General features: G+C 57.1%; 19 protein-coding genes. 6 read left to right on the plus strand and 13 right to left on the minus strand.

Annotation, left to right across the window (positions count from 1 at the left end):
• Window positions 1-529: 529 nt before the first annotated feature.
• Entirely contained in the window at window positions 530-736 is a 207-nt protein-coding gene (locus AC13CE_RS12295; protein WP_482972598.1) for a hypothetical protein, read from the minus strand.
• Between the two features lie 103 nt (window positions 737-839).
• Here AC13CE_RS12295 and AC13CE_RS12300 point away from each other — a divergent pair, with 103 nt between their 5' ends.
• Both AC13CE_RS12300 and alaS read left to right on the plus strand, forming a co-directional pair.
• A complete protein-coding gene (locus tag AC13CE_RS12300) occupies window positions 840-1607 on the plus strand; it encodes a hypothetical protein (protein WP_482972599.1) in 768 nt (255 codons plus the stop codon).
• Between the two features lie 158 nt (window positions 1608-1765).
• Window positions 1766-4429 (plus strand): alanine--tRNA ligase, encoded by a 2664-nt coding sequence (alaS, locus tag AC13CE_RS12305; RefSeq protein ID WP_482972600.1) that lies wholly within the window; start codon window positions 1766-1768, stop codon window positions 4427-4429.
• Between the two features lie 53 nt (window positions 4430-4482).
• On the opposite strand, the gene AC13CE_RS12310 is transcribed toward alaS, so the two are convergent.
• The 4 genes from AC13CE_RS12310 to AC13CE_RS12325 form a co-directional block, all read right to left on the minus strand.
• On the minus strand, window positions 4483-4662 hold the full coding sequence (locus tag AC13CE_RS12310) for a hypothetical protein (protein WP_482972601.1): 180 nt from the start codon (window positions 4660-4662) through the stop codon (window positions 4483-4485).
• A gap of 43 nt (window positions 4663-4705) precedes the next feature.
• Complete coding sequence (locus tag AC13CE_RS12315; protein WP_482972602.1) at window positions 4706-6466, minus strand: cation:proton antiporter domain-containing protein; 1761 nt, start codon at window positions 6464-6466, stop codon at window positions 4706-4708.
• A gap of 49 nt (window positions 6467-6515) precedes the next feature.
• Entirely contained in the window at window positions 6516-8171 is a 1656-nt protein-coding gene (locus AC13CE_RS12320) for a GNAT family N-acetyltransferase (RefSeq protein ID WP_482972603.1), read from the minus strand.
• 104 nt (window positions 8172-8275) lie between these two features.
• Entirely contained in the window at window positions 8276-9496 is a 1221-nt protein-coding gene (locus AC13CE_RS12325; RefSeq protein ID WP_482972604.1) for an NADP-dependent isocitrate dehydrogenase, read from the minus strand.
• A gap of 463 nt (window positions 9497-9959) precedes the next feature.
• Between AC13CE_RS12325 and AC13CE_RS12330 the strand changes: the two genes are divergently transcribed.
• Window positions 9960-11162 (plus strand): sugar transferase, encoded by a 1203-nt coding sequence (locus AC13CE_RS12330; RefSeq protein WP_482972605.1) that lies wholly within the window; start codon window positions 9960-9962, stop codon window positions 11160-11162.
• 29 nt (window positions 11163-11191) lie between these two features.
• Here the strand turns inward: AC13CE_RS12330 and nusG are convergent, their stop codons facing one another.
• Window positions 11192-11707 carry a transcription termination/antitermination protein NusG gene (nusG, locus tag AC13CE_RS12335; RefSeq protein WP_482972606.1) on the minus strand — a complete coding sequence of 172 codons (516 nt, stop codon included), beginning with the start codon at window positions 11705-11707 and terminating at the stop codon, window positions 11192-11194.
• A gap of 250 nt (window positions 11708-11957) precedes the next feature.
• Between nusG and AC13CE_RS12340 the strand changes: the two genes are divergently transcribed.
• From AC13CE_RS12340 to AC13CE_RS12350, 3 genes are all read left to right on the plus strand, one after another.
• Window positions 11958-13163 (plus strand): MarR family EPS-associated transcriptional regulator, encoded by a 1206-nt coding sequence (locus tag AC13CE_RS12340; RefSeq protein WP_482972607.1) that lies wholly within the window; start codon window positions 11958-11960, stop codon window positions 13161-13163.
• Window positions 13156-14193 (plus strand): mannose-1-phosphate guanylyltransferase/mannose-6-phosphate isomerase, encoded by a 1038-nt coding sequence (locus AC13CE_RS12345; protein WP_482972608.1) that lies wholly within the window; start codon window positions 13156-13158, stop codon window positions 14191-14193. Before AC13CE_RS12340 ends, AC13CE_RS12345 begins: the two co-directional genes overlap by 8 nt.
• Window positions 14194-14497: 304 nt before the next feature.
• Window positions 14498-15643, plus strand: coding sequence for a glycosyltransferase (locus tag AC13CE_RS12350; protein ID WP_482972609.1), 1146 nt, complete (start codon window positions 14498-14500; stop codon window positions 15641-15643).
• On the opposite strand, the gene AC13CE_RS12355 is transcribed toward AC13CE_RS12350, so the two are convergent.
• The 7 genes from AC13CE_RS12355 to AC13CE_RS12385 all read right to left on the minus strand — a co-directional run bounded on the left by AC13CE_RS12355 (window position 15640) and on the right by AC13CE_RS12385 (window position 21997).
• Window positions 15640-16338 carry a hypothetical protein gene (locus AC13CE_RS12355; RefSeq protein WP_482972610.1) on the minus strand — a complete coding sequence of 233 codons (699 nt, stop codon included), beginning with the start codon at window positions 16336-16338 and terminating at the stop codon, window positions 15640-15642. The two genes, AC13CE_RS12350 and AC13CE_RS12355, sit on opposite strands and share 4 nt — an antisense overlap.
• Before the next feature lie 7 nt (window positions 16339-16345).
• Complete coding sequence (locus AC13CE_RS12360) at window positions 16346-17173, minus strand: FkbM family methyltransferase (RefSeq protein ID WP_482972611.1); 828 nt, start codon at window positions 17171-17173, stop codon at window positions 16346-16348.
• Window positions 17174-17204: 31 nt separating this feature from the next.
• The gene (locus tag AC13CE_RS12365) at window positions 17205-17780 is read right to left on the minus strand and encodes an LbetaH domain-containing protein (protein WP_482972612.1); all 576 of its coding nucleotides are present in this window, start codon (window positions 17778-17780) and stop codon (window positions 17205-17207) included.
• A gap of 93 nt (window positions 17781-17873) precedes the next feature.
• Window positions 17874-18446 (minus strand): acyltransferase, encoded by a 573-nt coding sequence (locus AC13CE_RS12370; RefSeq protein ID WP_482972613.1) that lies wholly within the window; start codon window positions 18444-18446, stop codon window positions 17874-17876.
• Window positions 18447-18475: 29 nt separating this feature from the next.
• Window positions 18476-19876, minus strand: a complete 1401-nt coding sequence (locus tag AC13CE_RS12375; protein ID WP_482972614.1) for an oligosaccharide repeat unit polymerase — start codon at window positions 19874-19876, stop codon at window positions 18476-18478.
• On the minus strand, window positions 19873-21072 hold the full coding sequence (locus AC13CE_RS12380) for a lipopolysaccharide biosynthesis protein (RefSeq protein WP_482972615.1): 1200 nt from the start codon (window positions 21070-21072) through the stop codon (window positions 19873-19875). Before AC13CE_RS12380 ends, AC13CE_RS12375 begins: the two co-directional genes overlap by 4 nt.
• Before the next feature lie 88 nt (window positions 21073-21160).
• On the minus strand, window positions 21161-21997 hold the full coding sequence (locus AC13CE_RS12385; protein WP_482972616.1) for a sulfotransferase domain-containing protein: 837 nt from the start codon (window positions 21995-21997) through the stop codon (window positions 21161-21163).
• Window positions 21998-22198 lie beyond the last annotated feature (201 nt).

Consider the following 22198-nt stretch of genomic DNA (forward strand, 5'->3'; position numbering starts at 1 on the left):
AACCCACCGGTGGGGCCGAAAATGAACGGAAATCACCACCAGGCGCCAGCGATCAGCCGGTCAGGCCGCCATGCTGTGCACCGGATGACCAATCCGCCTTAACGCACCAGCAAAACCATGGTTGTTGCGGGTGTCCAGCTAAAATGCTCTGGAAGGCGCGGTGCCCTACTTTCTCCGGATCGATCCGACCGCGCCCGGATAGCGAGTCTCCACGGAGAGGGTAAAGACACCACAAGCACGCTTGTTGAGCGCACTGAAGAATACCACCAGCCTTCGCATAGGCTTTTCTGTGGCGTCATGGCCACAACCGCTATGCGTCGGGGATAATCTCCCAAATAATAGTCACGCTACTTGCTCCTTCAAGTATAACTTGCAGTAGAAGGAACACCGCATCTTTGCGGGATTGTATTATCCAAATGGGGATACAATGCGTGGTCGCGAAGAATATCTGATTTCTTCGACGATCATAGAAAACGGCCCGCCTGTGCAAAACGCAGGCGGGCCGCTTAATTTGCTTTTCTGCGCCAAATTAGACGCTGACGGGCGCTTCATCATCGTCATCGTCTGACACAAGCAGAACAATCATCCCGATGCCAGCTATAGCGGTGATTATAGCTGCTCGAACCAGGTCACTTCCGCCTTCTTCCTCGTAGGAGCTGGTCTGGGCAGTTGCGGCTACTGGTGCCAAAGCGAGCGAACCGGCTGCTGCTGCTAGTGCAATTTTCGGAAATCTCATATGCGATCCTTTCAATCTCAAGGGACATCAATATGATTGTCCCATCAAGCTAATCACCAATCACCTTGGTTTGTTCCTGATTCTATCGAGGAAAGAGAACCGGTTGGCTATCAATCATGCACATTCGGTGGAACGGGCTCGGGTTCGAGAGCCTTCGACTGGCTTGTCTTCTGCTGCATTTAAACAGGGTTCAGTGCTGCTTCAGTTCGCTTTCGCCAAATTCGAACTCATGATGAAATTTCTGGTTTCTTTTGTTCTCGCGCTTCTCGCTATTGGGCTTGGTGCTGAAACCAGTACCGCCAATTCGGCCACCAACGCATGGCAGATCGGACCTGTCATCGATGGCCGGAGCTACTCAAAAAATATGCCTCTCTATCTGTACGAGGGCAGGGATGGTCCTTGGTTCGAGTTCCCGGGTCCTAGAAAGAGTGACGGCCACGTCCATTATGTCACCATAGCCTCCGGTCCGCTGAACACGGCGAAACGCATTACGATGCGGTATCGCATTGATTCGCCGCCGGATGTAAAATTCAGACCTCAGGAAGCTCCGGGTGAGGAAGCGACGATGTCGTTGTATTTTCAGCGTCACGGTGACCGCTGGACGCGAGATTATCCCCATTATCGATGGTATTCCCCTGCTGCTCGCGTCGTAAAGTTGCGCCCTGGTGTGCATGAGATCAGCATTGGTCTCGACGAACCATGGGTCGCGATGATGGGCGGGAACAGCCACACCCTACCCGGGCCTTTTGCAAAGACTTTAACCAATACTGCTCGGATCGGGTTTACTTTCGGTGGATCGACGGGTCGCGGGCATGGAGTTTACGCAACAAGGCCGGCTCGCTTTACCCTTCTAGAATTTGAGATCCAGTAAGGCTAATCTCCAGTATCCTTTGAGGCTTTGAGATGCGATCTGCGAATACGATCACCCTCAAGAGATTTTGATCGAAAGTCATCGGCCCTCGGTAAGCCACTTTCACCCGGCACCATTCCCGCTTGTCGCACGCGTGCCTATTGCCTAACTGCGGCACTATGACGTCGACTAACGAAATACGCCGCTCCTTCCTCGACTATTTTGCATCGAAGGATCATGCCGAGGTCCCGAGCGCACCACTCGTTCCGTTCAGCGATCCTACGCTGATGTTCGTCAATGCGGGGATGGTACCGTTCAAGAACGCTTTCACCGGTCTTGAAACACCACCCGCCTCGCGCGCGGTCAGCGCGCAGAAGTGCGTTCGAGCCGGGGGCAAGCACAACGATCTCGACAATGTCGGCTATACAGCCCGGCATCACACATTCTTCGAAATGCTGGGCAACTTCAGCTTCGGCGACTATTTCAAGGAACAGGCGATCGATAATGCCTGGAACCTGCTGACGAAGGAGTGGGGCCTCGATCCAGATCGGCTGTTGGTCACGGTCTATCATACCGACGATGAGGCCTTCGACCTGTGGAAGAAGCGCACCGGTTTCGTCGACGAGAAGATTATCCGCATTCCCACCAAGGACAATTTCTGGGCCATGGGCTCCGACGGCCCATGCGGTCCGTGTTCGGAAATCTTTTACGATCACGGAGATCATATCTGGGGCGGCCCTCCGGGATCGCCGGAAGAAGACGGCGATCGTTTCGTCGAGATCTGGAATCTCGTCTTCATGCAGTTCACGCAGGAGAACGATGAAATCGTCGGCGACCTGCCCAAGCCCAGCATCGATACCGGCATGGGCATCGAACGTGTCGCTGCTGTCATGCAGGGCGTCCATGACAATTACGATACCGATACCTTAAGAGCTTTGATCGGTGCCAGTGAAGCACTCACCGGAGTGAAAGCGGAAGGCAACCAGACTGCCAGCCATCGGGTCATCGCAGACCATCTGCGCTCGACGAGCTTCCTGCTGGCCGACGGGGTGCTGCCCAGCAATGAAGGCCGCGGCTACGTTCTGCGCCGCATCATGCGCCGCGCCATGCGTCACGCCCACTTGCTGGGAGCGAGTAAGCCGCTGATGTATCGCCTTGTTCCTGAACTCGTAAGCGAAATGGGGGCTGCCTATCCGGAGTTGGTACGCGGTCAGGCGCTTATCCAGGAAGTCCTCGAACGCGAGGAAGCGCAATTTCGTCGCACGCTCGAAAAGGGCCTCAAGCTGCTCGACGAGGCGACTGGCGAGATGGGTGAGGGTGGCACGCTGGATGGCGGAACTGCGTTCAAGCTCTACGACACATATGGATTTCCCTACGACCTCACCGAAGACGCGTTGCGCGCACGCGGAATAGGCGTGGACAGGGCTGGTTTCGACAGCGCGATGGCTGAGCAGAAGACGGCCGCGCGTGCTGCGTGGAAGGGATCCGGGGAAGCGGCCAGCGAAGACGTCTGGTTCGACATTGTCGAACGCGAAGGTTCGACCGAATTCACCGGCTATTCGTCCAGCACGGGTGAGGCGGCGGTGGTGGCGCTGGTGAAAGACGGCAAGGAAGTGGACACTGCGTCCGCGGGCGATGAGGTAATCGTTCTCACCAATCAGACGCCGTTCTACGGCGAGAGTGGCGGCCAGACCGGGGATGCCGGACGAATCTGGACGCCCGAGGGCCTTGAGATCATCGTCTCGACAACGAAGAAGCCGCTCGGACGACTACACGCTCATGTGTCGAAGGTAGGCAAGGGCAGCGTGAAAGTCGGCGATGCAGTGCATCTCGAGATCGACGCCGAACGCCGCGACCGTATCCGCGCAAACCATTCGGCGACGCACCTTGTTCACGCGGCACTGCGTAATCGCCTGGGCGGACATGTGACGCAGAAGGGGTCGCTGGTTGCCGACGATCGCTTCCGGTTCGACTTTTCGCACCCCACGCCGCTCAGCGACGAGGACATTGCCGCGATAGAAGCAGAGGTGAACGAGGAAATTCGCGCCAACGAGACGGTTGGCACGAGGCTCATGACGCCGGATGATGCAGTAGCCGCGGGTGCCTTGGCCCTTTTCGGTGAAAAATACGGCGACGAGGTTCGCGTCCTTTCCATGGGCCGCAAAGGCGGGGAGGGGCGTAATTACTCGGTCGAACTGTGCGGCGGCACCCATGTCGAAGCGACCGGTGACATCGGCCTGTTCAAGATCGTTGCCGAAAGCGCGGTCAGTTCGGGTGTGCGCCGTATCGAGGCATTGACCGGCGAAGCCGCACGTCAGTGGTTGCTGGCACGGGATGATGCCGTGCGAACCATTGCCGGGGCGCTCAAGACTTCTCCCGACGAAGCAACAGCGCGAGTCTTGACCTTGGTCGAGGAACGTAAGCGACTTGAAAAGGAACTTGCCGAAGCAAAGCGCGCGCTCGCCCTCGGCGGGGGAGGTTCTGCCAATCCTGGCACCGCCGATGAGGACCTCGACGGGGTCACATTTTCAGGTCAGATCATAGACGGACTCGATCCGAAGGAGCTTCGTCCACTGCTCGACGAGGTCAAGAAGCGCATGGGTTCCGGAATCACTGCAATCTGCGCTGTGAATAACGGCAAGGGTGCCTTTGCGGTTGGCGTGACCGACGATCTTACCGACCGGTATAGCGCGGTCGACCTGGTACGCGTCGGTGTGGAAGCGCTCGGGGGCAAGGGCGGCGGCGGTCGGCCCGATATGGCCCAGGGCGGTGGACCGGATGGTTCGAAGGCCGAAAAAGCTATCGCCGCTGTGCGCGAGACTTTGACAAGAGAAGACGCCTGACCGACACTAACGGTCAGGCGTTACCCTGTTTTACTTCATTTCTGCGGAATTGATCAGGCGCTGGGCGTCTTTTTGGTTACGCCGCTCGAACCTTGTTCGATGTCGTAGCCTTCAGTGTCGCCGGGTTTGCCGCGATCTTCGTTCGGTGCCTTGCCCTTTCGCGGATCGGCAACGTTCTGGGGCTTGAATTTCTCGTCATTTGGAAGTGGCTTTGTCGGGTCGATGTCACTCATATCCTTTCCTTTCGCCTCATCAACGCATGGGGAAAGGAAGGGTTCAACCGTCCAACGTACTCGAACGCAGCTTCGGCTTGTAGGAAAGTGCGCCCTCTTTCTCGATCAGATCACGGAACTCATCCCGCTTTTCGTGGATCGAAGCGATTACCGGACCCATGGCAACACCGATGTCGACCAATACGGCTTCCGAAAGTTGTAGCGCCGCTTCGAGTGTTTCGGGAACGGCGTGGCTGGCACCGGCGCGATAAAGCTCGGCAGCATGAGCGATGTCGCGGGCACGAGATACAATAAGCAAATCCGGATATTCGCTACGAAGCTTGGATACCAGACGTGCGGCAAGCACCGGCTCGTCCATGGTAAGCACGATGGCTGGAGCATTTTCGACGCCCAATCTGGCCAGCGATCCACCGCGAGCCGCATCTCCGAACGTCGCCCGATATCCCTTACGTTTGGCAAATTCGATAAGGTCGGCATCGGAATCTATTGCGATATAGGGTTTGCCATGCGCCTTGAGCATTTGCGCCACCAATCGGCCAACGCGCCCTATTCCCACAACTATGACTTTCCCGTCGCCTTCGTCGTCAGGTGGAAGCTCCGGCGCTGGTTCGACGCGGCGGGCGACGATACGACCGAGGCGTGCCAGGAGCGGTGTGAAGGTAAGACCGATTGCGGTCACAATCTGCCAGAACTGCGCAGTGCCAGGTTGAATCAGGAGTGCCGAGCTGGCGGCGGCAAGCACGATCAGAGTTGTCTCGGATGGGCTGGCCATCAAAATCCCGGTTTCGGCTGCCGTACTACGCCGGGCGCCCATCAATCGCAGGAGTACGCCCGTCAGGATTGCCTTGAACAAGAGTACGCCAACCACCGCAGTCGCGATCATCCCGAGGTATTCCCAGATGGTCGCCAGATCGATGCTCATCCCGACAGTAATCAGGAAGATGCCCAGCGCGAGCCCTTTGAAAGGCTCCATGATACTTTCGACTTCCTGATGATACTCGGTCTCGGCAATCAGCAGACCGGCCAGCAACGCACCCACTATCGGTGACAGACCTACGGCCGCCGTTGCAAGGCTGGCCCCGATAACCACCAGCATTGCAGCGGCGAGAAACAGTTCAGGACTTTTGGTCCTTGCTGCCTGGGCAAACAGGCGCGGAAGGGCGATACGGCCGGCGATCATCATGACCGCGATCACCGCCGCGCCTTGCCACATCGTGGTAAGCAGACCCTCCCAACCCTCCGAAGCGGCATTGGGCGCCATTGCGCCGAGGATGAAGACGATCGGAACGATCATGATGTCTTCGAACAACAACATCGAGAGTGCAGCGCGGCCCACGGGACTCGCGGTGCCTGAAATTGGCAGGACGATTGCAGTCGAAGAGAATGCGAGAGCAAAGCCGAGCGCCAGCGCTCCGGTCCAGAACTGGCCCATCATCGAGAGCACTATTGCAAGAATCACACCGCCAATGAGTAATTCCGCTGCCCCAAGTCCGAAGACGAGCCTTCGCAACTGCCACAAGCGTTTGAAGGACAATTCCAGCCCGATTGCGAAAAGCAACAGGATGATGCCGAACTCCGCAAAAGGTTCGAGCGCCTCCGGATCGGATATCGTTATGTGTTCGAGCCAAGGTCGCTCGAATACGAGCTGACCCAGGCCATAGGGACCCACTGCGATGCCGATAAGGATGAACCCGATAACGGGAGTAATCCGGAAGCGCGTAAAAACGGGTATAACTAGTCCCGCCGCGCCGAGGATCACGAGCGCGTCGGATATTGCCGGAGATGCTAGGCCGCCCGAAGCCATGAATAAGCTCTAGCCAGCCATCATTGCGAAGTCACGAAGGTAGAGGATGTTAGCCTCCACCAGGGTGTGCGGGGCCGAGCGGTTCGCGGCGCGGGCGAGGCTTGCCGGGATGCTTTCCGTCTTCATCCCATTCGATTCGGTAAAGGTCGAAGCGACGATCCGCCAGATTGCGCACGGTACCTTCGGCCCGGGCCCATTGGAGGTCGGCCAGGTTGATATCGCTGATCGTCAACGTTTCCACGTTTTCGGTCGCCTCGGCAGCAATGCCATCGCGGGCGAAAGGAAAATCGCACGGTGTCAGAATGCAGCTTTGCGCATACTGGATGTCCATATTGCCCACGTTGGGCAGATTTCCGACGTTGCCTGACAGCACGACGAAACACTGATTCTCGATAGCCCGAGCCTGTGAGCAATACCGAACGCGCAAATATCCCTGGCGGCTGTCGGTGCAGAACGGCACGAAGATGATGCGAGCACCTTCATCGGCAAGGCGGCGACTGAGTTCGGGGAACTCGCTGTCGTAGCAGATCTGCACACCGATCGGGCCGCAGTCGGTCTGGATTACCTCGACCTTGTCGCCGCCCTTGATGTTCCACCAATAACGCTCGTTGGGGGTGGGATGGATCTTTTCCTGCGCATGGACCGATCCGTCGCGCAGGCAGACATAGGCGACGTTGTGGATGTCTCCGTCATCCATGCGTGTCGGGTGGCTGCCGGCGATGATATTGATGTTGTAGCGCATCGCCATTTCGGAAATGTCGTCACGCAGGCGAGGGGTGTATTCGGACAATCGCTCGATCGCCTCGACCGGCGAGAGTTCCTTCTCTTCGAAACTAAGCAGCATCAGCGTGAAGAGTTCGGGAAAGACTATGAAGTCTGCTTCATAATCGCTTGCAACATCTACGAAATATGTCACGTGACGCATGAATTCGTCATAGTCAGCCACCTGCCGTGCCTGTAGCTGGCACGTCGCCACACGGACAGCTTCGACCCCTCGTGGTAGCCGCTTTTTCACCGGCTGGTCGCGCTCGACATAGGGATTGCGCCAGACCATCATGATGGCGTTTGCCATGCTGGCCTTGTCCTCGGGAAGATAGCCAAACATCACCCGCTCGGGCTCGAACCCGTTGGCGAGTTGGAAGCGCAACACAGGGTCGTGCAGCTTTCCTTCGACCACCTTCTCCAGATACTCCTGCGGCCCTTCGACCTTCCGCCGACTGCGGCGATAGTTCGGCATTCGGCCCGCAAAGACGATGCCGGTCAGGTCGCGGTCTTCGGCCAGAGCGCGGCGCTCTTCGTACAACCGTCTTCCGATGCGAACGCCGCGCACTTTAGGATCGACGCACATTTCGTAGCCGTAAAGCCAGTCGCCCGTCGGATCGTGGCGGCTGCCGTAGCCATTGCCGGTAATTTCGTCCCAATCGTGGTCCTGGAAGGCCAAGGCTTCGGCTACCTGCATGGTGGCGCAATAGCCGACCACCTTCTCGTCGAGCAGGGCGACAAAGCAACCTTCGGGAAAATTGTTGATCTGACCGCGAATCTCGCCGTGCGTATAGGCTGGCATGTCTTCGTAGACGCGCCGCACCAGGTCCGCGATGCCACGGATGTCCTTTATTTTCGCGTTGCGGATTTCGAGCCGCTTCTGGCCGAATTTCTCCGAACCCTTCCGGCGAACTGCGCGCTTCTTTGTTGGATGTCTGGCCATTTTACCCCGTCAGTTTTTGTCGACCCCAAAGAAAAACCGGGGCCGGCACGAGCCGACCCCGGTGATCTGGCTTATCTGGATAATGACCCAGAGGCGTTCCGGTTTCAGGCCGACTTTGCCATTTCCGCTTCCAGTCCCTCGACAATCGCTTCGAAGAACTGCTCGGTAGTCATCCAGCTCTGGTCTGGACCGATGAGCAATGCGAGGTCCTTGGTCATCTTGCCGCTTTCGACGGTCTGGATGCAGACCCGCTCCAGCGTTTCGGCGAACTTCACCACTTCGGGCGTGTTGTCGAACTTGCCGCGATACATGAGACCGCGCGTCCAGGCGAAGATGCTGGCGATCGGGTTGGTCGAGGTCGCCTTGCCCTGCTGGTGCTGGCGATAGTGGCGGGTGACGGTGCCGTGTGCAGCTTCGGCTTCTACCGTCTTGCCATCGGGAGTCATCAGGACCGAGGTCATCAGTCCGAGCGAGCCGAAGCCCTGAGCGACGATGTCCGACTGTACGTCGCCGTCGTAGTTCTTGCAGGCCCAGACGAACTTGCCACTCCACTTGAGTGCCGCTGCGACCATATCGTCGATCAGGCGGTGTTCGTAAGTCAGGCCGTGCTTTTCGAAATCTGCCTTGTATTCCGCATCGAACACTTCCTGGAAAAGGTCCTTGAAGCGGCCATCGTACTTCTTGAGGATGGTGTTCTTGGTCGACAGATATACCGGCCACTTGCGGTCAAGACCGTAAGCGAAGCTCGCGCGGGCGAAGTCGCGGATGCTGTCGTCGAGGTTGTACATCGTCAGGGCAACGCCCGGGCTGGGGAACTCGAACACGTCGATGTCGATGTTTTCGCCGTCTTCGCCCTCGAAGACCATGCGCAGTTTGCCCTTGCCGGGGATGAGCGTGTCTTTAGCGCGGTACTGGTCGCCGAAGGCATGGCGACCGACGACGATCGGGTCGGTCCATCCAGGGACGAGACGCGGAACGTTGTCGATGACGATAGGTTCGCGGAAGACTACGCCGCCGAGGATGTTGCGGATCGTGCCGTTCGGGCTGACCCACATCTTCTTGAGGCCAAATTCCTCGACGCGCTGCTCGTCGGGGGTGATGGTGGCGCACTTCACACCGACACCATATTCCTTGATCGCGTTCGCTGCATCGACGGTAATCTGATCGTCGGTCGCATCGCGGCTCTCGATAGAAAGGTCGTAGTATTTGAGATCGATATCGAGATAGGGAAGGATCAGCCGTTCGCGGATCCACTTCCAAATAATTTTGGTCATTTCGTCGCCGTCGAGTTCGACGACCGGGTTGGCTACCTTGATCTTGGCCATGGGTTTCCTGTCAGTTCGAATGGATTTGGCGGCGCCTTAGCAGACAGGCGGGCGAGGGCAAGGTGAGGCGAGAATGTTGCAAACGATTCACGATCCTTTTGTCACTGTGATGATCGTGGGGGCACACCCGCATTAGAACCACGCGGAAAGAAGCGAACGCAGTTAGCGCTCGCGTATCGCTTATTAGTGCCGAGTCTCAAGATGAATGGTATTGCGCCCTGACCCCCACCGATTCTAGAGGGGCATTGCTAGAGGTGAGCCTGCGCTGCCGCTTGAAGCATTGCCGCTGATAATTAAAACCACAATTGCAATGTCTTAAGGCGAGTCATATTAAGGTGGGGCCGCAATTCGGAGTAAATTTTTGTCAGCCCCCTTCCTCTCTCCGATTGTACGTCGTGGACTAGTTCATTCATTGCGATTTGAACTTAGTTTTATTTTGCTTGTAGGGACACTATTACCGCTGTTGGCACTTGCCTTCCTAGAAGGCGGTCGATTTGCCTCTTTTGAGACAACAGCAAATTGGATCGCGCAGCCTGGTGTGGCAAATTCTTTCATTGGAAGTATACTGAGCGCTATTGTTGCAATTCTTGTTTTAAGACGGCTGCGTTATTACCCCGGCGTAGCCGTTGCTCGGTCGATTTTGCCTGTAGTTGCTCTGCTGTTTGGCCTGTTTATTGGGGGAATCGCATGCCTCAGGTTGGAACATTATAACAAGCTGATCCTTTCGTGTTTTCTAGCGACGCTTGCTGCGCGATTTACGATTACAGCGATGCGGACGAGAGATAAGGGGCTACTTTATTATGTGGTGCCTGGTGGACGGGTGGATGTCATCTATCAATTGCGATCTGCCCCGGTCTTTACCCTAAAATCCCCTTCGATCGAGGCACTCCCGGATTGCGCTATTGTGGCCGACCTTCACGCGGACCTTGGCGCAAAGTGGGAGCGCTGCCTTGCCGAGGCCGCAATTTCCGGTCGTCCGGTTTACCATTACAAGCAGGTGTGGGAGGCAGAGACCGGCAAGGTCCAGATGGATCATTTATCCGAGAATAGTTTTGGCGCTCTATTGCCGAGTTTTGGATATCAGAAACTGAAGCGCGCAGTTGATCTGACCCTTGCCATTGCAGCGCTTCCGATGGTTTGCCTTCTGCTGGGAATTTGTGCGATTGTGATAAAGTGCGACAGCGAGGGGCCAGTATTCTTTCGTCAACGGCGAATGGGCTTTCGAGGCAAGGAATTCGATGTCCTCAAGCTGCGCACCATGTCGGAAGGTCATGATGGAGAAGATCGCGATCTTTCCATTACAAAGTCAGGCGATCAACGCGTTACGAAGGCCGGCGCTTTCTTGCGTCGCACTCGGCTGGATGAGTTACCCCAAATCTATAACATCCTCCGAGGCGAGATGAGTTGGATTGGACCGCGGCCTGAGGCGGTAAGTCTCTCGGAATGGTATGAACGCGAAATTCCGTTCTATCGCTATCGCCACATGGTACGCCCAGGAATTAGCGGGTGGGCACAAGTGAACCAAGGGCACGTAACGGAAGTCGGAGAAGTTCTTGAGAAGCTCCAGTATGATTTTTACTATGTGAAGAACCTCTCGTATTGGCTCGACATAATCATTGTCCTGCGAACGGTGAAAGTGGTTCTGTCCGGCTTTGGAGCCAAGTAGCCTATTTTCGGCAAGACTTGAAAAGTTCTCTATGCGCCAGTCCGTCTTATGTCGGCACGTCTGATAAGCGAACGTGTCGCTTTTCCCATTATGTCGATCAATAGCCAGGCTCGCTCATCGGGAGCCAATTTTTCGATCTTTCCTAAGAAGTTAGCGAAGGGGCCATCGCAAATTTCGACTTCGTCACCTTCTGCCATCTGAGCGAAGTTCTGGATGCAACCTTCTGAATCGCAGGAGTTCAATAGCGAATCCATGATTTCGTAAGGGACTGGTGCCGGTTGAAGGCCGAAGCTGATCAATCTCGAAATTCCATAGGTTGAATTGATTGCCCTTGAAGAAGTGGAGCGGGCATCGACCCCAACGAAGATGTAGCCTGGGAAGTAAGGGGACTTGATGGATTTCAGTTGGCCTTTGCGCCGCTTAGTCCTTCGCTCCATGGGAAGAAAAGATCTGAACCCTTGGCGGTTCAAGTTGCGTTCCGCAAGTGGCCCGCAATTAGGCTTCAACTGAGCTACGAACCACTGAGAAGAAGGCTTCTTTGCCATTTTTTTGTCTATCGCTTCAAGATTACTGGAAAGGGATAACTTATTCGAATTTCATCGAATTCCGGGTTGCGTGCCCGATTGACTCAGGACGCGATGTTCGCCACGGGCGCTATCGTAAACTGGTTGCGTTCCGTTGGCGGCATGCTACTGCTCAAAATTGAACGATGCAATTGCATCGTCAAATTGTAGTTCTGCGCTCTCCCCGATCTGGTGTGCGCCAGCATCGGTGCGGTAGCCTGCCTTCCTATACATGACCCGCCGCCGTAGCCATTTTCAGGAAGATACTCGCTTTCGTGTGCTTCGCTTGCTCGAAGAAAACCCTGATATGTCGCAGCGCGAATTGGCTGCAGCACTCGGGGTCAGTACGGGCGGCGTACATTATCTGCTTAGCGCCTTGGTCAAACGCGGGTTGATCAAGATGGGTAATTTCAGTGCGAGCACCGACAAGCGCCGCTACGCGTATATTTTAACCCCTAGGGGCTTGGTCGAAAAAGCTGCTATCACTGGGCGATTCCTTGCCCGCAAACGCGAAGAGTATGAAGTTTTGAGGCGCGAAATCTCACAGCTTGAAGCCGAGCTTAGTGGTGGCGCGGCAAGCGAGGTTCAAGATCTCGAGGGGGAGGGCTTGAGAGTGCTGTCACCCAGCCTTTTGAAACGCAAGGAGGTTGAAAAGCCCTGGGGGCGAAGGAATATACCTTCACGCTTTGCCACGAATTCCGATGATCCAATTGGAGAAATCTGGTTTGAGCATGAAGGTGAGCCGCTCGAGCTACTCATCAAGTACTTATTCACCAGCGAGAAACTCTCCATCCAGGTCCACCCTTCCGATGAGTTGGCGGTAGCCAGCGGCTTGCCTTCGGGTAAGGAGGAGTGCTGGCTTGTGCTCGATGCTGAGCCAGACGCCAAGCTTGGTATCGGTACTCGCGAAATTCTATCTGCTGAGGAGCTCCGCGCAGCCGCGCTCGACGGTTCCCTTGAAGACCTAGTCGACTGGAAACCTGTGTCTCGCGGCGACTTCTATTATATTCCTGCTGGAACCGTTCATGCCATCGGCGCCGGGGTTACCTTAGTCGAAGTGCAGCAGAACGCAGACATCACCTACCGCCTGTATGATTATGGTCGGCCTCGCGAGCTCCACCTGGAGAAGGGCATCGAAGCAGCCGCAGCCGCGCCCTATCCTGTCAGGCTAGGGAGAAAAGTTGATCTCAATAGTGCGCAACAATTGGTCGCTGGCCCCAAATTCGACTTGTGGCTGGGTAATGGCTGGCCTTCGCAGGGACTCAACGGAGGAATGGCGCATGTGATCCCGCTTACCGGAGCTGTCACTGTCGATGACGTGACCGCCGAGGCTGGCGAATGCCTGCTTTGTTCGCCTGACAGGGAGCTTCACGTCGCGCGCGATACTCAGCTGCTGATTGCGCAAGCCAGCTGCGCAGATCGAGATTTACATGACTGACAAGATCACTCCACTCATTCTATCGGGCGGTTCCGGAACCCGTCTTTGGCCCCTTTCGTCGCCCGAGCGCCCTAAGCAATTTCTGCGTCTCCATGGCGATGAAACCATGATTTCCCAGACGCTGCGCCGGGCCGAGAACCGCGATCTGTTCGCTCCCCCTATTATCGTCGGCGCGGCACGGCATGAGCCTCTCCTTTTGGAGGCATTGGCGCAAGTGGATTCCAGGGACGGTGTTGTCATTCTTGAGCCCTGCGCTCGAAACACAGCCCCTGCCATTGGCCTGGGTGCGCACGAAGCAGGAGGTGACGCGCTTGTCCTCGTTATGCCCAGCGATCATGTCATTCGTGACGTCCAGGCCTTTCATGCTGCTGTCAAGCGCGCAGTGCCGGCGGCGCAGCAGGGGCAATTGGTGGCCTTCGGGATTGAGCCCACCGGGCCCGAGACGGGCTATGGTTATATTCGGGCAGGCGACGCCGTTGTCGGCATGACGGGGGTATCCCTGTCCCGGGGCTTTACCGAGAAGCCCGACCTGACGCGCGCGCAGGACATGCTCTCCTCTGGTGACTATTTCTGGAACGCAGGCATCTTCCTCTTTCGCGCTGATGCGTTTCTTGCTGAACTCGAACGACTGCAGCCCGACATTTTTGTCGCTGTCAAATCGGCTATGGCGGGCGCGTCAAGGCAAGGCACCGCCATCAAGCCCGGTGAGCGCCAATTCGCTTCATCTCCGTCAAACTCCATTGACTACGCTGTCATGGAACAGGCGCCAGATGTCGTGGTCGTTCCTGTATCTTGTGGCTGGTCCGATATTGGCAGCTGGGACGTCCTGGCAGACATTTCGGAAGCTGATCAAGATGGCAATGTGTTTGTCGGCGATCTCAACGCGCTCGATTGTAGAGACACTTTTGTCAACGTCAGAGGTGTGCGGATCAACGCGGTAGGCGTGAGCAACCTGATCATTGTTGCCTCGGGAAGTGAAGTTCTCATCATGCCGCGCGGCCAGTCGCAACGGGTGAAAGATCTGCTGTGATAATCAAACATTTGAGAGTTCGCGTTATCGGGGGCGGGAAAATAGCGCGCTGGGATTTCGACACACCGTTCTGCACCATTCCACATTAAATGCGATGGCAAAGTCACAAAACTAGTGGACTGTCCAGCGTTGCAGTAGGTCTGCGGTGCAGGTGCCGCCCCGTGAGGAAAAGCTCGCCTCGCTTCGCCTTGCGCACTAGGACTTTAAGTATTTTGCCCCGCGCGTAAGGCGTATCAACCGCTGCGCCGGGCAGAAAGCGTAGCGTTTCGCGCAGGAGATCTCGCACTTTGCTGGAGGACACTATATGCCCGCAAGCCCCATTCATCACGTCATTCCCTCGATTGCTGAGGAGGCGTCGGGCCCATCCTATTCGGTGCCCGCGCTGGCCATGGCCAGCGAACGACTAGGTCGTGAGGTAGTCATCCATACGTCGCGCTCAAGAAAGCTACCGAACCCGAGGGTCAAGATTCAAATTTTTCCGCATTGGATGGAAAGGACCCCTATTTTGGGAGCAATACACTATGCGCCCGGTCTGCACCGAAAAATGCAAGAGTTGCCGGTTGGGTCGATAGTGCATGGACACGGGCTTTGGCTAATCCCTAATGTCATCAGCGCTGCAGCTGGATCTCGGGATGGGATCAAGGTGGTCCACGCGCCTAGAGGGATGCTTGGGTCGGGTGCGCTGACTTTCTCGTCCGGACGCAAGAAGCTGTTTTGGCACGTGTTGCAAAAACACGCAGTGCGGCATGTCGATTGCTGGCACGCTACATCAGAAAAGGAGATCGCCGACATACGTGATTTCGGTCTAAAACAGCCGATCGCCCTTGTGCCCAATGGGATTGATATTCCGCAGCTACCTTCTGATGCGGCACGGAGAAAGACGGTGCTGTTTCTTGGGCGAATCCACCCTAAGAAGGGGATTGATACGCTGCTTAAGGTTTGGCGCAATTTGGAGAAGAAATTTCCCGATTGGCAGCTGGAAATCGCAGGGCCCGAGGGCAACGAATTTGGCGCGGAATATAGCCAGTATATCACCGCCAACGGAATCGAGCGGGCGCGTCTGATCGGGCCGATCTATGGTGAGGATAAGGGCAAGGCCTATGCCGCAGCCTCGCTGTTCGTGCTGCCCACGCTGGACGAGAATTTCGGTCTGACGGTCGCCGAGGCGCTCGCGTATCAAACACCAGCTATCGTCTCGCACGGGGCGCCATGGGGAGGCCTTGCGTCAGAGGATTGCGGCTGGTGGCACCCCATTGGCCAAGAGCCGCTGCGCAATGCCTTGGCCCAAGCCATGTCCTCATCGCCCGATCGTTTGCGGGAGATGGGGCAAAGGGGCCGCGCATGGGTCGCGCGCGATTTCGGCTGGCCGTCGCTCGCGGGGAAGATGGAGCAGGTCTATGAATGGCTCGCAGACAAGGGCGACAAGCCGGACTTCGTGATCGCCGATTAAAAGCCGAAACGGTAAATCCCGGCTTTGACCTTCGAACGCACCTTGCCGAGCAGCGAACCATATTGCCGCCCGTGGCCCGACGTGCCGCCCATCACCGGGAAGAACGGCCCGCGCGTCGTCGCCAAAGCCGCGTCCTTCGGGTCTCGCAGGATCACCGAGAGCAGCGCCTGTTCGATGCGCCCGCCATTGGCTTCGAGAAGGGCGAGCGTTTCCGCGAGCAAGCGCCGCATCGTCCCCGCGCGCAGGGTAAACACCCGCGTTTCGCAATAGGGCATCTCGTCATAGCCCGCCGCTTCCTTGCCCCAAACATTGGGGCTGACGAGCAGAAATTCGGTGTGCTCCGCCTGAAACGTCTTGAACGCGCCGATATTCTCCAGCTTGCACCGCGCGTGCATCTTGAGAACCAGCGTATCATCTGGAAGCGTCTTCAGTCCGGCGAGGAGGTTGAGGCATTCGCCCATTGAGGGATCGGTCGAGCGTGCGGATAGGTCGTGGACCAGTTCCACACCCTCGGGCACCTGTGGCGGTGTTACCCCGTTGTCGCACACCATAATGCGGCAATGCGGCAAATGCTCGCGCAGATAGGCAAGATTGTGCAGCAGATCGGCCTGCCGCTCCGGCGCAGCGTCCTCAGTAGGGAATGTGCACGAAGGCAGCATCACCACGGGAGCGGTCGAGGCGTCAGGCTTCGCCATGGCGCGCTTACGCGTCGAACGAGCTGCGTGGAACGATGATGAGCGCGGGGCCGGTCGTAGTGATGCGGCCATCGCGGTAGTTCTTGTGCGCAAGCAACCCGGCGAGCGACCCGAAATCGTTGCTCATACCGTCATGCCCTTCGATGAAGACAATCGGCGCCTGACGCAGCCAGTCGGCGGATTCGCCATCCTCGCCAAAGATCACCGATTCCGCGCCTTCGATGTCCATCTTGAGGATGAACAGGTCTTCCTCGCGTCCATCGAGCAACGTGGTCATGGTGATCGCATCGACACCTTCGCCGCCGCCTGATCCCTCGCCCACGCGCCGTGCCGAGGCATCGACCGAATCTTCGAGGAAGACGGTGGTGTCCTCTTTCCAGATCGCCGCCTTGCGGAACGTGACGCCCGAAAGCCCCTTGGTGTTGTCGCGCGCGATGGCGAGGCTGTCATCAGCCGGTTCGATCGCGATCACGTCCGCTTCGGGGAAGAAGTGTTTGAACTGGCGCGTGGCAAGCCCGACATTCGCGCCCGCATCGACGATCAGCGGTCGACGGCCAGCGGCGCGGATGGCGTCGTATTTCCCCTGAGCCAGATCGCGGATGCCGTGCGCGTCCAGATCATAATCCTGATTGACGAAAATCTCGCGGAAAGTCGCCAGATCGGAAGTTTTGGGGCGCAGCGAAATCTCGCCATATCCAGGGATATTGGTTGTGCGCGCCTCGCCCGACATCATGCGAAACTTCACCTGATGCTCGGCCGCGATCAGCAGGCCGCGCAGGCCGAAACGCTGCACATATTCGCCAGCGCGGATCAGATTGGTTGCAAGAGCTTTCATTGCTGTTCCCATCGGGATTGAGTTGTTAAGTTCAGTTGACGTGTTCGACGCCCATTTTGACCGCTTCGGGGTCACGATCTTTAATCGCCGTGGCCGGATTGCCAACGTAAACCTTCCAAGGATCGGTGTTCTTTGATGCCACCGCGCGCGCGCCAAGGACAGTGCCGTCTGCCAGTGTCACGCCGGGGCATACGAATGCGTGCGCCGCGACCCAGCAATACTGGCCGATCACGATGGGCGCCTTGGTCAAGGGGAAGCCTCTAACCGAGACGTCATGGCTGGCCGCGCACAGTTCGGCGTCTTGCGAGACGATGGTCCACGAGCCGAGCGAGATCGGCGCGACATTGTAGACGTTCACGCGGTCGGCGATCATCGAGTGATCGGCCAGGGTGAGATTGGGCGGGTACCACACCTTGGACGTCCCGCGCACATCGCAGGGGCTGCCTACCTTGGCCCCGAACAGCCGCAACACCGCGCTGCGATACCGCCACATGAACGGCGGGCTCCACCGGCACAGCACGAACCAGCTGATATTCCACACCAGCCGGAACAGCCTGTGCCGCAGGGAGAATGTGGGCGCACCTTCGAGAGGAGTGCGGGACGACATGGCAGTGATGGTCCTGTGCTTGTAAACCGGGTTCGGGCGGCCCCCATAGATCGCGAGCGCGGCCTTACTGGCGAAGCGGCAAAGTGGCAACCGTCAGGCCGAGGCAGCGGCCTTGGGTGCTTTGTCGCCAAAGCCCTCACGCCAGCCGACGATCTTACCCGGTGAACCGGCCACGATGGCTCCGTCCGGCACATCGCGCGACACAACTGCGCCTGCTCCAATCACCGCCCAATCGCCGATGCGAGTGCACTTCGGAAGGATAATCGCGCGCATACCCACCCACGCGTTAGCGCCGATTTCCTTGCCATAGACTATCGGTTTGGATTTGGGATCGAGCCCGTGATCATGGGTGTAGATCACTGCCTCTTCGGAAATCAGGGTGTTTTCACCGATGCTCAGCGGACCGGTAACGTCGAGCGCGACATCGAGGTTGATCTGCGCCTTGTCGGCTATGGTCAGTGTCGCGCAATCATCATCAGCCGAGGTGCCTACTCCGCTCCAGATGAGGCAGTTCGCGCCGATATGCACCTGCTTGGGCTCCATGAAATGCACCGAATGCATGACCTTCGATCCCGGCCCCATGCTGCCCACCGTCATCCGGTGCTTTTGCGTCGCACAGGTGTTGCGAATACGCCGCCAGATCGCCGCCGCGATGCGTGGCGCCATTAGTAAGGGGCCTCCAAGACGCCGTGTGTTCAAGTGTTCACCCCCCTTGCGTGAAAGTGATAGCGCTCCTCCCTTGAATACCGGCGGCGCTTCTTGTGAGGTTTGCGGGTCAACAGGAAAATCGTGGCGAACACCAGGCCTGCCTTGACAGCGGCGCTGACCAAGGCGCCCGAAAACGAGGATTGCAGGGTTGCCACGATAAACGGGACAACCACAATCGGATAAAGCCATAAACCCGCCCGCTTCCGGACGCCTTTTGCCGAAAGCGTGAATATCTCAAGCCCGCGATACAGCGCGCCGACGAACAGGCCCACCAGCAGGCCGAACCAACCAAAGTTGATGAAAGCCTCGCCTGGCCCGGTCGGATTGACTCCGCCAATCGAGCCTTCGATCCCCAGAATTTCGCGTTTCACGTAAGGACCAAGCGTGACCACCGGCTTTTCCGGCCAAAATGCGCGCGGAATCCAGGCGTACGTCCAGAAAGTATAGCTCGCACCCCAGAACCGGTCCCGCTCGTCGGACAGTGCGATGATCAGAATCGGCGAATTCACGTCAAGGAAGTATGTCGACCCGACGACTTGTTCGATAGCTGGCCGGATTTCGAACTCTGTCTCGGCAGAGGGGCCACGCCCCATCCGGAATGTTGTCATCGCGACGAACAGCGCCATTGCAACGACACCGGCAACAACGGCGAGACCAAGCTGTCGAGGGGTAAATCGCCGCCCCATCAGGATTGTCGCCAGCAAGATTGTCATCAAGGTAATTACAAGAGCGAAGCGGCTGCCCTGGGTCAAAACGATATAGAATTCCAACAAAAGGAGTGCAGCCAATGGCAGGGCCAATTTGCCCGAAACCTGTTGCTTTAGAAGGAGCACCAGCAAAGCAAGTGTTGGAATGACAAGGATTGTCTTGATGGCAGAATCAGACGCCCCGAATTCGTCCTGCCCCTCAATTCGCTGGATCTTTGTCGAATTCAGGCCGTCGATGGCCTCAATGCTGAAAGCCGTATCCAGCCCGCCAAGTCCGCGTGCTGACAACAAGTATTCGATAACGATGGCAGCAATACCAAATGCCGCTATTACAAGCCCTTTCACATAGCGAATCTCCAAAACCGCTTGGCGCCGTTCTTCGATTGAAGAGAGCTGGAGTTTCCTAGGCGACACCAACGCGTAACCCACGCATACAAGCACGACGAAACCCAGTATGTAGAGGTAGCCCTGATATGCGTACCTATCATCGCGAAGATAGTGTTCAAAGAATAGGATTCCGTCGAAGAAATAAAACCAGACTGTTTTGAGAAGAACACCGAAAAAGATCAAATAAGCGGTGATATGAAGTGGTGAGAAATATCGCACTACACCTAGCTTATTGCCGACGAGCAGCGGTATCAGGAAGGTGAAAAAAGCGATCAAAATTAAAAGAGGGTTCATTTTTCTTCTATCCGTCGCTTGAAAACTGCCAAAAATGTCGTGTCCACCTCGAGGGCCCTCCACAGGTGAAAAGACACCGACACATTGATTATGATTGAGACGATCAAAGCGGCGCTGGCAAGAGCAATCTGGTCGAAGAACTCTACGAGGATTAGCAGCGCTATGATGCCGATCGTTAGGGCAAAAGCGCGTGCGGCAAACGCGATATGTTCCCGGTTGCTCTGCGCAGCCAAGGCAACATTCAGTCCAAACGAAAGATTGACGATGTTGCTCGCTGCGAGGAGATAGAAAACAATCCAGGCCGTACCTGCATCCGCAACCTCGTAAAATTCGAACAGGAACGGCATCGCCACCGTGAGTGCAACGAGGAGCACGAGGCCCGGCAATACGCCCCAGACGACCGCATTGGCGCAATCCTGACGAATCTCGGCAATCTGGCCGTTCGCATGGTGTTTGCCCAGCCGCACAATATAGGCCCAATTCGTTATCGTCTGGGGCATTCCGACCAGATTAGCGAGCCGCTTGATAATCTGGTACACACCAAGCTCCTCTTCGCGCAGGAAAAATCCGCCGATAAAAACATCGAACTGGGTTGCGCCCATGCCGACAATCGCGCTGCCCCAAAAGCCGCTCTGGCCGCCGTGGCTGGCGCCGTCGGCCTCTCGCCAAAGCGCCGTTTTTCCTCTCAGTCCAACGGCAATCGCCACTGCGGCGACTACAGCTCCGATGATCGCAAAGGCGAACAACACGGTTGCCGGGGTCAGGGCGTCGAACAGATAATCGACCGCCACCACCAGCAATATGATCGACTGTGGCCCGGCGTCGCGCACGATCATTGAGGCGGTCTGCCATTCATTGAGGCGAAGCGGTGTGGCGCTGTGCGACAGAGCAATCAGCGCACCCGCGGCTGCACACACGCAGAGGATGTCTGCGAGGCCGACATTGGCAAACGCCGATGCGTCGCCAAAGCCGAACGCGAGAGCGGAGAAGACCGTTGCGCATCCCGCCAGCATCAAAGCCGGAAAGCCGAACGCGATGCGCAAAGCTTCGTGAGGGGAGACGCCCCGCGCGGGATCCCCTTGGCGCGCGGAGCCTTCGCGCATCAGGTAATTCACGCTGCCCAGACCCGCAAAGGCCGACAATAGCTGCGCGGCGGACCACAGGAACACAAATGCGCCAAATTCGGCGGGCTCCATCAGCGCGGCGACGATCAGCAGCGAGGCGAAATTCAGGCCGACGATCCCGCCGCGCGTCGCAAACAGCCCTATGATCCGGCGGTGCATCTCACCACTGCCAATGATCGACCGCAACGCCGAGCGCCTTCAGATCGTCCGCAACATGGCTAAGCCGTTTGCGAAGTTCATTTCGCGTGGCTCCACTTAAATTGATTTTCGCCACACTGGCCGGCTTGGTAAAGGGCTTTCGCAAAACATCTCGCAAAAAGTCAGGCATCATTTTTCTGACAATCTGACGGTAAAATGTGGTTGATGTGAAATCACCAAGCGAACCCAGGCGCATCGTGCGCAGGCTCTCGCGCGAGTTGGAAAATTCGTTGCGCTCAGGCAGCCGCTCGATGTCCAGACCAATGAATTGCGCGATCTCGCATACGGTCTCACGTCGCTTGGACACAAAATCATCGAACCGCACGATCTTGACGTTGTCGCGCCCGAAGGCGGCGATCCAGGGTGCGATCTGACGGCCGTAATCGCTCCAGCTAACATAACGGCTTTCGGATAAAGCTGCGTTTTCGGCGTTCGCCTGAGTGATGCGTTGGGCGGCGATATCATGCGCCAGATGGCTCTCGATTCGCGCAATCGGCTCGCGAACGAGATAAATGATCTTCACATCCGGCCCCAACGCCTCGCGCGCGAGATCGGCGACGGACTCGAACTCGGGTGCCATGGCGTAACGGGTCGAAGCCTCGCCCCGCAATTGCTCGGGACGGGCGGTGCCGAAATGCCCCTCCCACATGGCGACAGCCTCCTGCGCGCCCGAGCAGCGGTGAAGAATGTCGGGTTCCTTGTCGCTCGGCATATTGACGTCGGGATGAACAGCCAGATCATCATAAAGCGTCGTCGTCCCCGCCTTCATCGCTCCGATGATGAGGAAATCAGGTCGCACTCTCTTTTGCCCTTTTTCTTTCGAATCATAAAATGGCGGCTACCCGAAAGAGTCAATCAGCGGCCCTACGCGCCTTACAAAGTCTGTAAGGCATCGCAACCCTGTTCGGGCGGCAGTTCGCTGTCGCTGTCGAGCATCGATCCATTATGATACTCTCGAGAATGAGGCATGTCGCTCAATTGAATGGTTTTTGACGGCTCT

Source organism: Qipengyuania sp. B-5, from assembly GCF_056857815.1.